The sequence below is a fragment of the Methanothermobacter sp. DP genome, from assembly GCF_026692625.1.
Taxonomy (GTDB): Archaea; Methanobacteriota; Methanobacteria; order Methanobacteriales; family Methanothermobacteraceae; genus Methanothermobacter; species Methanothermobacter marburgensis.
In genome coordinates this window covers 368,482-380,452 of the sequence record NZ_CP113501.1, presented here as the reverse complement: position 1 = coordinate 380,452, position 11,971 = coordinate 368,482, and the positions used below count along the sequence as shown (strand labels likewise).

Here is an 11,971-nt window from a genome sequence, read left to right as displayed (position 1 = left end):
GGTTTTTGGCACATGACCATATAAATATACCGGAAAAGTGTTGCCGGTTATCTCTGAACCCTGACCCGGCAGAATCTCAATGTACAATGTTCAGAAACCAGGTCTTGAATTAACTTATAATTGAACAGTTATATAAATATTTCCATGGTGCCTCTAAAAGGGTTCCATAAAATCATGGGTCCTGACCTGAAAGATAACCGGCGCCATTGGACCCTGCTGCCAGTGCAGGTCCAGCCTTATGGGTACTGACCTGAAAGATAACCAGCGCACAATGGGGCCCCGTGAAATGAAATGGGTGGATGAAAGAACCTTCACCCTGAAAGCCCGTGATCAAGCAAAAAAACCAGCGAGACTAAAGTGGGAATTCCTCATCCAGAAACTCCATAACCTTCATTGTGGAGTTTCTGACATGGTTTGCGGCCTCCCTGAATGCTTCCCTCTCATCCCTGTCCATTAGGACTGGCACAACACCCTCTATACCATTCTTACCAAGCTTCACCGGCACACCCAGGCACACGTCCCTGATACCATCAATCTCGCCCTCCATGAGGGTTGAAACCGTGAGTATCCTCCGCTCATCATTCAGTATCGTTGTCACTATGTTGGAGATGGCGAAGGCCGGACCATACTCGGTGGCCCCCTTCCTGCTTATGATGTTGCTACCTGCATTGATAACCTTCTCTATGGTCTTCTTGAGGTCGAACCTCCGGTAACCAGAGAAGTAGTCCCTCCTTGCATAGTGCTCAATGGGTATACCCCCTATTGATGTGGAGCTGATAAGGGGGACCATGTAGGGGCCGTGCTGCCCGATAACTCTGGTGTGAACCTCGCTAACATGGACATTGAAATGCCTTGCCATGTAATTCTTGAGCCTGAGGGAGTCGAGGTGGTTTCCAAGGCCAAATACCCTGCTGGGATGAAAACCCGAATACTTGAGTGCAACGTAGGTCATCACATCAACAGGATTGGTCACAACAAGTATAATTGAATCCGGGGCGAACCTGGCAATCTGTCTTGCATACTCGGCAACGATAACCCCATTCTGGAATGCAAGGTCATCCCTGTCCATATCAGCGGTTCTGGGAACACCTGCTGTTATAACAACTATCCTTGAGCCATGGACATTTTCTATGTCAGCAGAGTTCTCCAGTTTAACCGAAACCCCCTTGGCTGCAAGGGCATCGCTCATATCAAGGACCTCTCCAATGTTCTGCTCAAGGCTCTCTCTCCTTGATATGAGGTGCAGTGTCTTCACAGCCTCCTCCTCTGCAAGGCACAGTGCCGTTGCCCTTCCAACACGCCCTGTTGACCCAATTATACTTACCTTCAAAAATCACTCCTCCTGGTGAGTTTCAAGGTAGCTGAGGGCGACCTTTCTTGCAAATCCTGTCCCGGTCTCTGCCAGTTTCTCCATCGCTTCTCTCACCCGTTCACCACCTATCTGCTCAAGTGACCTTGCAGCACCACTTCTCACAAAGCCACTGTCATCCTCCAGGAGTTCAATGAGTGGTTCAACAGCCCTCTCATCCCTGAAGTTCCCTATGACCCATGCGGCAGCACCCCTTATCTTCCAGTCGTCACTTGAGAGGCTCTCAAGGAGGGGCTCCACTGCCTCTTCACCCATCTTTGCAAGGGCAGTTGATGCGTCCCTTCGAACCCATTTATTCTCATCGGCCAGGGCCTCTATGAGGGGTTCTATGGACCGGGGATCCCCAATCTTACCAAGTGCCGCCGCGGCCCCCCTCCTCACAAACTTGTTATCATCGTCGAGGGCCTCAATGAGCTGTTCAACCGCTGGTTCACCTATCTCACTGAGGAGTTCAATAACCTGAACCCTCATGAGTTCATCGTCTTCCCTTAACTGCTCAATGAGCCTCGCAACGTTTTCTCTCCTCTGCATGTTATCACCTGTTATATTCGTTATGTTCGCATGGATACATAATACTTATCCTGGAAAACTGGTGGGCTGAAGCCCATGGATTTTCATGAATTACAGTTATCAAACAGAAAATACGGCTAAAATGTCATGATGCAGGTAAAGGTAGGGAAGAAATGAGTTTCAGGTCCTGCTGAGGGTATTTATGATATTCATTGTAACCTTCTCAGCATCTTCAAGTCCAAGTGACCTGAACATCTCAAGAGCCTCCTTAAATACATCGTAGAGATTTTCACGCTCATCAATGAGGAATAAGAGAACTCCAAGGATCACGAGGGATACCGCAAGCCCTGCAGAATCTCCACTCTCCCTGAATATCCTGTTGGACCTTTTAATGAACTTCAGGGCATCATAGAGCTCACCCTCCTCCATTCTGTAGCGACCTATCAGAAGATTGAGAAGGGCCTCCGTTGGGCGGTCACGTATAATTGTGGCAGACTCCAGATTGGAATCGAGGGTGTCTATGTCACGGTCCTCCCAGCACTTCCCGTATGATTCAAAGGCGTCAATGATACCCATGAGGTCATCTGCAAGGCTAAAGATTTTCTGGGCCTCAGATTGAATGTCTGTGGACTGTGAATCGTGCTGGACGGGTTCAGGTTCAGTATCATCTGAACTCACCGCCTCCCTTATCTTACTCGCCTCATATATCTTATCCCTCAGTTCATCTGCAACCTTGCCATTGATCTCCGAGTATATTGAGAGTGCCTCTGAGTAGCATTTCATGGCCCTGTCAAATTCCCGCTGAGCCATCAGGGAGTCCCCGAGGAGTTCAGAGGCATATGCGACGCCCTCAGGGAATTTGAGTTTTCTGTAGGTTTCAAGGGCCTCCTCAAAGCTTCCCACTGCCCTCTCTATTTCCCCCCTGTCAAGGTAGATGACCCCTATATCTATGAGAACCTCAGCCTCATGTTCCTGGTACTCGTGAAGCTTCTTCTTGTAGTGTCTGAGTGCGCTTCTATCATCCCTCAGGGAATCAAAGATACTGAGAACGTTGAGCATGAAAAAATTCCCCCCACTTGGGTATACTTTTATCATAGGATCCTTAAATATTATACCATCTCACATGGAATCTGCATTCATGGAATTAAACTTAAGGTGTTCAGATGTACAGGATAACAGTTATACCCGGTGATGGTATCGGTAAGGAGGTTATGGAGGCCGCTCTCCACGTTCTTGGGGGACTGGACCTTGAAATGGAATTTGTGTATGCAGAGGCAGGTAATGAGTGCTTCATGAAGTGCGGTGAAACCATACCAGAGGAAACAGTGAAACTCGTCAGAAGGTCTGATGCAACACTCTTTGGTGCAGTTACAACCGTGCCCGGCCAGAAGAGTGCCATTATTACATTGAGGCGTGAGCTTGATCTTTTTGCGAATTTGAGGCCTGTTAAGTCCCTTCCGGGTGTTCCGTGCCTTTACCCGGACCTTGACTTTGTCATAGTGAGGGAGAACACTGAGGACCTCTATGTGGGTGATGAGGAGTTCACCGCTGATGGTGCGGTTGCAAGGAGGGTCATAACACGCTCTGCGTCCAGGAGGATAAGTCGATTTGCCTTTGAGTATGCTAAGAGGGAGGGCTGGAGTCGTGTGACCGCGGTGCACAAGGCCAATGTCCTTAAAAAAACCGATGGGGTGTTCAGGGAGGAATTCTACCGGGTGGCATCAGACTACCCCGAGATGGAGCCAGAGGACTACTACGTGGACGCCACAGCCATGTACCTCATAACACAGCCCCAGGAATTCCAGGTCCTGGTCACAACAAACCTATTCGGGGACATACTCTCAGACGAAGCAGCAGGACTCATCGGAGGACTCGGACTGGCACCATCAGCAAACATAGGAGAAAAAAACGCAATATTCGAACCAGTCCACGGATCAGCACCCCAGATAGCCGGAAAAAACATAGCAAACCCCACAGCAATGATACTCACAACAGCACTCATGCTAAAACACCTCAACAAAACACAGGAAGCACAGAAAATACAGAAAGCACTGGAAAGGACACTGCTTAAGGGGATAATGACACCTGACCTTGGGGGGAGTGCCAGTACCATGGAGATGGCCAAGGCCATAAGAGGGGAATTGGATGGATAATCCAAGGGTTACTTGGTTATCATAGTCCCAATACCCTTCTTTGTAAATATTTCAAGTAGAAGTGAGTGCTCAACCCTTCCATCTATTATATGGGCCGATGAGACACCATCATTTATGGCCTGTATGCATGTGAGTGTCTTGGGGAGCATCCCCCCCTCCACTATACCGCTCTTTACAAGGTCGCTGAGTTCATCAACACTCACCTTCCTTATGAGGGTGTCGGGATCTGAGGGGTCCTCGAGTATTCCAGGCACATCTGTTAAGACTATAAGCTTCTCTGCCCCTATACCCGCTGCAACCTCACCTGCAACCGTATCTGCATTGAGGTTCAGTGTGTTGGCGTTCCTGTCAACACCGATGGGTGATATCACAGGGATGTAGTTGTTATCTGTGAGCATGTTGATTATGCTTGGGTCCACTGATTCAATTTCACCCACAAGTCCAAGGTCTATCTCCCTTCTCTCACCTGTTTCACTATCCTTAACAACATGTGGCGCCCTCTTTTTTGCAAGGAGAAGGTTGCTGTCCTTACCTGACAGTCCTATGGCCCTTCCTCCATGGTAGCATATCTTTGAGACGATGCTCGTGTTTATCTTACCCACAAGGACCATCTTGACTATCTCCATGGTCTCCTCATCTGTAACCCTGAGTCCCTCTATGAACCTTGGCTCCTTGCCCATCTTGTTCATGGCCCTTGAAATCTCAGGGCCGCCTCCATGGACAACCACCGGCTCCATGCCCACATACTTCAACAGCACAGTATCCCGTGCGGTCGAGTCCATTGCAGCCTCATCTATCATGGCGTGGCCGCCATACTTTATCATTATCTTTTTCTTGTGAAACTTCTTGATGTAGGGGAGTGCCTCCACCAGAATGTTAACGGTCTTCATTCAAACACCCTTCACCACAATATAATACATCAATTTAAGTAGTATACTCAGCATTTATCCTCACATAGTCATAGGTGAGATCACAGCCGTATGCAGTTGCCGATTCACTGCCGGTGTTGAGGTCAACAGTTATCCTTATCTCATCATCACCCATTATCCTCTCTGCAAGTTCAAGTTCAGGTGTACCCTCAAAGGCCAGGACATTCCCCTCCTCAACTATTCCCACAGATCCGCTCTCAGATTCGAGTGTCACACTTATCCTATCGGGGTCAAATTCTGCACCTGAATATCCTGCAGCTGCAACTATACGTCCCCAGTTTGGGTCGGCCCCAAATATTGCCGTCTTAACGAGGGATGAACCTGCGATTGCCCTGGCGGCCCTCCTTGCATCCTCCCGTGTCCTGGCATTCACAACATCGACCTGGAATGACTTGGTGGCCCCCTCACCGTCACGTGCCATCATACGGGCAAGTTCCCTGCAGACGACCCCAAGGGCCTCAGTGAAGTTATCATCTATCCTCCCTGATCTGCAGGTTGATGTCATTATAACCATGTCATTGGTGCTCTCATCCCCGTCCACTATGAGCATGTTGAAGCTTTCGTCAACAGCCCTCCTGAGGGCCTCCCTGAGCTCTGAAGGTGATGCATCAACATCAGTTGTTATGAAGGAGAGCATGGTGGCCATGTTTGGGGCTATCATACCTGAACCCTTGGCAACAGCACCTATACGGGCGGTCTCACCGCCTTCAAGCTGGAACTCCACCGCAACCTCCTTGGGGAATGTGTCTGTGGTCATTATTGCAGATGCAAGATTTCCTGAGGCTTCAGGGGAGTTTTCAAGTTGATCTGCAGCCCTTCTTATGAGGGATCCTATCTTCCCGATGGGCATCCTCCTTCCTATAACACCAGTTGATGCAACAGCAACCTCACCGGCATCCACCTGGAGGGATTCTGCTGTTACCCTGGCCATCCTGAGGGCATCATCCATCCCGTCTCTTCCTGTGAAACAGTTGGCGTTTCCACTGTTTGCAACTATGGCTGAAATTCTGCCGCCCTCAAGGACCTTCTCTGTCAGTTTAACAGGTTCTGCCCGGACCCTGTTGGATGTTAAAACACCCGCTGCAGTTGCGTTTCTGGTGACGATAAGCCCAACGCCATATTTACCTTCGCGGCAACCTGCAGCGAGCACTCCATCAACAGCGCAGACCCCGCCTTCAATAAACCTGATTTTCACAGTATCCACTCCTACCAAAAAAAGTTCATTGGGATCCCCTCAGAATGTTGTATTGTTGGAGGACCCCTGGTTGCTGTTAACAACATTGACTTCCCCGTAACTGTTCTGGGCTTCCTCCCTGCCGCGCTCCTTTATCCCGTTGAGGGGCAGGTGGTTGGTGCTGCTGGGGGAGAGCTGGACATCACTGGATGGAGTATCGTTAATATCCACTGCAGTAATATTATCGTTGGAAAGACCTATAACAATGCCCAGACCTGACCCGCAGCCAAATGCTATGAGGGAAATCAGGAAGCTAACAATAATTTTAGCCTCGGTTTCAGGTCTCATTTCAATTCCCCTTATTATTATCTTGAAGTACCCTTAAATAACTTTCCTTTTCATGCCGTGGCAGCATAGATAACGGCAAGGAGGATTGCGATAAGACCAAACTCCCAGTGCCCCATATTCCAGCCAAGGAAGGTGGCCACGAACACAAATACGAACACCAGGAGCGCCACAGACTTCCTATGCATCAGAAAGTCAATAACAGACCTTGTGAAGGGTGAGGGGATAAAGTAGCCGTATATTCCATCTGCAACATCAAATATCATGATTGATGTTGGGTTCCAGAGCTTTATGCTGTCTGCAATCTGGGCCCTCTCACCGGCCTCCCGCCTGGTCTTTCCGATACCCACCCTTATGTTGGCTCCGTTGTCCATTGCATGCCATGCGGAATCTATCCCCGCCCTCAGAGCCATGTCCTTTGTGGGAAAGTTTGCTATGAGGTCGTCCCCACCCTCACGGTAACCCTCGATCTTTCCCCTGCAGTCATTCTCCATGTAGGCCTTTATATCGTTCATTATCTCAACAAGGCTGTCACGGCCAAACCGCTCTATGAATCCTGTTGAGTCGATCATGTCAATGAAGAGGTAGTTGTCACGGTATGATGGGCTGCCTGAGAGCGGTTCGAATTCACTGGTGAATATTATGGCAAATTCACCTCCCAGCTTTGTGAAACCAACACCCGGAACCTCACCTATCTCCCTGTTGAGGTTTATGGCCCTCTCAATTGCCGCGGCCCCCGTCATTCCGGCGGCGGCCCTGACATTTATCCCCCTTTTGCTCCCTGCGCCTATCAGTTTTATGGCGACCCTTATAGCGTCGTTCTTGGAGAGGAACCTTGCGAGTATCTCGCTTGAACTCTTCTCTATGATCCTCCCCTTCTCCTTCTCTATTATGGACACGAATTCATCCATTATGCGTCCGCCGTTGAAGACCTCAATGTAGAGGTAGCGGTCGCTTCCCATTATTATGTTGCTGAGGAGCGCATACTCGTCAACCCTGTTCTCTGCAGGTTTGAGTTCAATGAACTTTCTGTTCTTGGGGATGTTGTCGGTTCCAAGTTCCCTTGTGAGGTTATCGAAGATGTTGCTGGTGTTGATATGGGCCCTTTCTATCTCTATGAGCATCGTCTTTGTGTAGTTGAGCATGTCCACGTATTCCCTTTCTGTACTGTTGGTGGGCATGTACTTGGTCCCGATACTCAGAACCCTGTGTCCTATGAAAAATCCCAGTATCTTCCTTAGCAGATAATCCATGACCATCAATCATTGCCTCCCTTTTCAAGAACCACATCGAATTCCCCTGGCTTCTCAAGCAGCATGCTGGGTTTAACAGATACTATGGGGAACCTCCATGATCCTATCCTGGCTGCGATTGTGCTTGCTATGTTCCTTGAGTTCTTCTTAACAAAACTGTAATCATGATCATTTATGGTTATGTTAACGTTGTAGGGGGCCTCCTCCATGACGTCCTCAGAGTACATTATGTTCAACTCAAATGTGCCTGGTTTCAGGAAGAGGTCGTTCCTTACAGCCACCAGGGGGGCGTGCTCCAGTTTGAGCCTGTCACCAACCGTTACAGCAATGTTACCTGCGTACTTCACCGCCTCCCTGTAGTCCCTAGGGTGCACCAGTACGAATATTATGTAGTTGCTGGTCCGCTCCACCTCCTCCACCATGCTCATGAACTTCTCAAAGAGGGGGAGCTTCATGAATATACCCTCAAGCTTGGGTTCAAGACCCTCCTCCTGACTCCTGCTTATCCTGTCAATGGCCTCCTTGGCTATGGCTATCCCGCTTAGTTTCTTGCCCCTTTTGGCCTTATATGAGTCTATCCTCTTTTTCTCGAATTCCTTGAGGGCCTCGTTACAGATTTTCTGGAGGATGTTCTTAACCTTCTTTGGCTTTCCAGAGGTCCCTATGAGGATCCTGTCATCCCTGAATGTGTAGGGTATCCTCCTGCTGTTTATGTCCTGAAACTCGTCCTTGTACTCCCTGAATACATCATTTGAGAGTATCTTGGCATCTTCCTCCTCTGCCATCTTGAGTATGAAGTGATCAGCCGTGGTACCTGAGGGAACCTGCTGGAATTTCCCCTCCTCAAGGAGTTTCCTGAACTTCTCCTTATCATCTATCTCATGTCGCAGGGATGCATCGGCAATTATAACAGGTTCATAGCCGAGTTTTTCAAGCTCCTCTGCCGCTGACAGTATATTCTCTATGCATGGCCTATCATCGTCGTTTTTCCTTGAATGGGCGACGTTCGATGCATCTATAATTACCCTCAAGTAACCACCTGAATGAGATTATTCCCGCAGGCTGTGGGATGCCAGTTCAATCCTTTCTCCCTGAACCTGGTTGAGAACTATTCTTATAGAATCCTCAGTAATGTAATATGTATTATATGAATTAATATCTTTACCCCTCAGTTTAAGGGATGAAACCGTCCCGGCGGTTACAAAGAAAGTGTCCTCAACCCTCCAGACATGGGGGACATGCTTGTGGCCCGATATCACCAGGTCAGCGCCCTTCCTGATTATTGAATAGAGTATGTCCCCTGCATCTGCAAGTACGTTCCTCTCACGGCCTGTCTTGGGAACAGGTATTATGTGGTGGTGGAGGGCTATAACCCTGAAATGTCCCCTCTCTGAGGCCCTCTCAAGTTCCTCCTCCATCCAGATCTGCTGGGACCTCCCTATCTTGCCGTAGTCGAGGTCAGGCTCACTGCTGTCAAGTCCTATTATTGTGAGGTCATCCATAACAAAGGTCCCCTTCCTGTACCTGAAGACATCCTCAAAGGTCTCGTTTCCCACATGCCTTGCATCATGGTTCCCTGGAACAAATATGTGGGGTCCCCTGAGGTCGCTGAGGTACTCGGCGGCCTGCAGGAATTCAAGATAGTAGCCATTATCTGTAAGGTCACCGGTTATAACGGTTGCGTCAGGTTTAAGCTCATTTATCTGTCTTATGGCCTCAAGGAGTATGTCCTCCTTGAAGTTGGGTGCGCCCACATGAAGATCCGAGATATGGGCTATTAAGACCATCAGCTCAACCTCATAATGGCCTCTGCCAGGTCACCCCCGGTTTCCTGAAGGGCCCTGGTGGCTTCTTCCCGGCTTACACCGGTCTGGTTCATGACAAGTTCAATGTCATCCTCGGGTATCTTAACCTCAGCTTCAAGGTCACGTTCACGGGCCTTGCCGGTCACCTGATAGGTCTTCTGGCCCATGAAGTCCATGACATTCACGCGGGGATTTTTTATTATGATCTCCTTCTTCTTGAGTTTGATCACAACCTCCTCAACGCCACGGAGGTCCTTCATATCCATTCCCATCTGCTTCATGGCCCTCTGCATCTGTTTCAGCTGCTTCGGGTTCATTCCCATGCCCGGTATCATTTAAAATCCTCCTTTCCTGGTTTTCACTGCCTGGCCATGGTTGAGGTCCATCATCTCCTCGGCACAGAGAAGTGCCCTGCCTGTGGCCAGAAGTTCATCATGAGCATTAACAATTAAAACTTCATCGCCGGCCCTTATATTATTGTCGCAGTCAATTATAAACTTTGCAAATACACTCCTGCCCTCCCTTGCAAATGGTTCAGACTCCTCATTCACGGCCACCCTGCAGCGGGGGTAGGCTGTGCCATCATGAAGTCTCCTGGCACCCTCGGCTGAGAGCACAAAGAGGCCGTCAGATGCCCTCATGGTGCATATCAGTTTTTCTCCTGAGTATATGTGCCTTATCTTCCCTGTGTTACGGCTCCTCTCAATCCTCACATCATCAGGGAACAGCACTTTACCCGATCCCTCACCGAACTGGTAGTCTGCAATCATCCTTATACGGTCAAGGTCATCAACATAGGTCTCCACCTCCCCTGGATAGATGTGTGGAAGCTGAAGTCCGAGTTCACTGCAGAGGTCCTCACTTATGATCACATCCCCCTCAAGGTCGAGTATCAGTTCCCTCAGGAAGTGCCTGGCCTCCAGGTCCATGATACCCGGCGCATCGCTCTGGGCGAGTGGGTAGACCTGGTCAAGTTCAAGGGGTATGAGGCCAAAGGGCACGTCTGCAACCACCACACTCCATTCTCCATCAGACTGGGGCTTCATTGAGCGAAAACCACTGATACTGGAGGGTAAACTGGATGAGTAGGGTTTCCTTGATGGGCCTGCGATTGCCACCCTTCCCTTCAGGTTTTTCTTAACCCACTGAAGATGCCTGTGAACCTCAACACGCCCCAGTGATTCTGGTCCAGTGTAGAAGAATGCTGAGCGTTTGGACCTTGGCTCGAATCTCTCAGAGAGTTCAACGTAAGCCGACATCCTCCTGTATCCCTCAAGGAGCCTTGGATGTGCCCTGCATCTCTCCTCAACAAGTTCCATTAGGCTCCCATCATAAATTGCCTGGCGGACCTTCCTTATCTCTGCAAAGCTCACATGAAGGTTGTGTTCAGCTATGATGTTCCTTCTATCCTCAGCCTCCATCCCGCGAAGCTCAGATGGGGTATAATCCGTGCATACCCGGCATGAGCACGGCATCTCCTGGAGGTTCTCAAGTTTATATGTCCCCTCTGTGCTCAGAAGACGACCATCCTCTGCATAGAGTATGTAGGCCGCCGAATCAAAGAGGTCGCATCCCATGGAGGCCGCGAGGGCGAATATCATGGGATGCCCAGCCCCCATGAGGTGCCTCGGCCTTGATGGCGGAAGTTCTGAAACAGAGGATAGTACAGCGTCAACCAGCTCCCTGTACCTGTAGGACTCCATTAGAGGTACGACGGCACCTATTGGGTGGAGTTCCACCGGGAGCTCTGCAAGCTGTGAGGCGCAGTACCTTCTGAGGTCAGGGTGGGTTGATCCCTGTACAACAGCGTTGAGCATCATCCTCTCCCTGTACTCAAGGGACTCCCTGGCCCTTTGAAGTGTGATTTCAACCTCCTCAAGGGCCCTTCTGTGGCTCACACCAGGCGGCGTTGGTATATCCAGGGATGTACCTATGTCTGTTCCTATCTCATCCTGGAAGCGGACTATTTCATGGTTTTCAACCTCAACGTCGCCGTACTCTGATAGCTGGAATGAACCCGAATCCGTCATTACAGGTCCATCAAAGTTTATGAGTCCATGGACACCCTTTCTCAGTGCCTCGTCCCTGAGTTCAGGGTTCCTGTAGATTATGTAGGCATTGGTTATCACGATCTCAGCGCCGAACCTCTTAACGTCAATGGTCTGCTTACCCGGATGTATAACAGGCATGAGCGCCGGTGTCTTAATCTCCCCGTGTTCTGTCTTGAGTACACCTGTTCTTCCCAGGTTGTCCTTTGATCTTATCTCAAACATGAAATCCTCCCGTATTAAGCCATTAAACTCATCGAATCCGCTTGAAAAATATGAAATTACCTTAAGGTTAACATTAAACTCAGTGAATCCGCAAATAAATATGCAATTATCAATTCTTATATTAACGCATTGAATCCTTTAATAATACAGTAGAACTCTA

12 protein-coding genes are annotated in these 11,971 nt (G+C 49.3%); 1 reads left to right on the top strand and 11 read right to left on the bottom strand.

Annotated elements, in window-relative coordinates; all coding sequences use genetic code 11:
• Positions 1-352 precede the first annotated feature (352 nt).
• From OXN82_RS02180 to OXN82_RS02170, 3 genes are all read right to left on the bottom strand, one after another.
• Complete coding sequence (locus OXN82_RS02180) at positions 353-1,330, bottom strand: malate dehydrogenase (protein ID WP_048175039.1); 978 nt, start codon at positions 1,328-1,330, stop codon at positions 353-355.
• Between the two features lie 3 nt (positions 1,331-1,333).
• On the bottom strand, positions 1,334-1,900 hold the full coding sequence (locus OXN82_RS02175) for a HEAT repeat domain-containing protein (RefSeq protein WP_013295458.1): 567 nt from the start codon (positions 1,898-1,900) through the stop codon (positions 1,334-1,336).
• Positions 1,901-2,059: 159 nt separating this feature from the next.
• The gene (locus OXN82_RS02170; protein ID WP_321211774.1) at positions 2,060-2,938 is read right to left on the bottom strand and encodes a tetratricopeptide repeat protein; all 879 of its coding nucleotides are present in this window, start codon (positions 2,936-2,938) and stop codon (positions 2,060-2,062) included.
• A 104-nt stretch (positions 2,939-3,042) separates the two neighbouring features.
• Between OXN82_RS02170 and aksF the strand changes: the two genes are divergently transcribed.
• Entirely contained in the window at positions 3,043-4,032 is a 990-nt protein-coding gene (gene aksF / locus OXN82_RS02165) for a homoisocitrate dehydrogenase (RefSeq protein ID WP_321211773.1), read from the top strand.
• Between the two features lie 8 nt (positions 4,033-4,040).
• Here aksF and argB read toward each other — a convergent pair whose 3' ends face one another.
• From argB to tgtA, 8 genes are read right to left on the bottom strand one after another with little or no spacing between them, the layout of a single operon-like run.
• Positions 4,041-4,922, bottom strand: a complete 882-nt coding sequence (gene argB / locus OXN82_RS02160; protein WP_321211772.1) for an acetylglutamate kinase — start codon at positions 4,920-4,922, stop codon at positions 4,041-4,043.
• 34 nt (positions 4,923-4,956) lie between these two features.
• Positions 4,957-6,150 carry a bifunctional ornithine acetyltransferase/N-acetylglutamate synthase gene (gene argJ / locus OXN82_RS02155; RefSeq protein ID WP_414855697.1) on the bottom strand — a complete coding sequence of 398 codons (1,194 nt, stop codon included), beginning with the start codon at positions 6,148-6,150 and terminating at the stop codon, positions 4,957-4,959.
• 45 nt (positions 6,151-6,195) lie between these two features.
• Positions 6,196-6,483: a hypothetical protein gene (locus OXN82_RS02150; RefSeq protein WP_013295453.1), complete on the bottom strand. Its 288-nt coding sequence runs from the start codon at positions 6,481-6,483 to the stop codon at positions 6,196-6,198.
• Positions 6,484-6,533: 50 nt separating this feature from the next.
• Positions 6,534-7,739 carry a hypothetical protein gene (locus tag OXN82_RS02145; protein ID WP_147671969.1) on the bottom strand — a complete coding sequence of 402 codons (1,206 nt, stop codon included), beginning with the start codon at positions 7,737-7,739 and terminating at the stop codon, positions 6,534-6,536.
• Entirely contained in the window at positions 7,739-8,764 is a 1,026-nt protein-coding gene (locus OXN82_RS02140) for an NYN domain-containing protein (protein WP_013295451.1), read from the bottom strand. The genes OXN82_RS02145 and OXN82_RS02140 overlap by 1 nt, the downstream gene beginning before the upstream one ends.
• An 18-nt stretch (positions 8,765-8,782) precedes the next feature.
• A complete protein-coding gene (locus tag OXN82_RS02135; RefSeq protein WP_321211770.1) occupies positions 8,783-9,520 on the bottom strand; it encodes a metallophosphoesterase in 738 nt (245 codons plus the stop codon).
• Positions 9,520-9,873, bottom strand: a complete 354-nt coding sequence (locus OXN82_RS02130) for a nascent polypeptide-associated complex protein (RefSeq protein WP_237780173.1) — start codon at positions 9,871-9,873, stop codon at positions 9,520-9,522. The genes OXN82_RS02135 and OXN82_RS02130 overlap by 1 nt, the downstream gene beginning before the upstream one ends.
• Entirely contained in the window at positions 9,874-11,811 is a 1,938-nt protein-coding gene (gene tgtA, locus OXN82_RS02125; RefSeq protein ID WP_321211769.1) for a tRNA guanosine(15) transglycosylase TgtA, read from the bottom strand.
• Positions 11,812-11,971 lie beyond the last annotated feature (160 nt).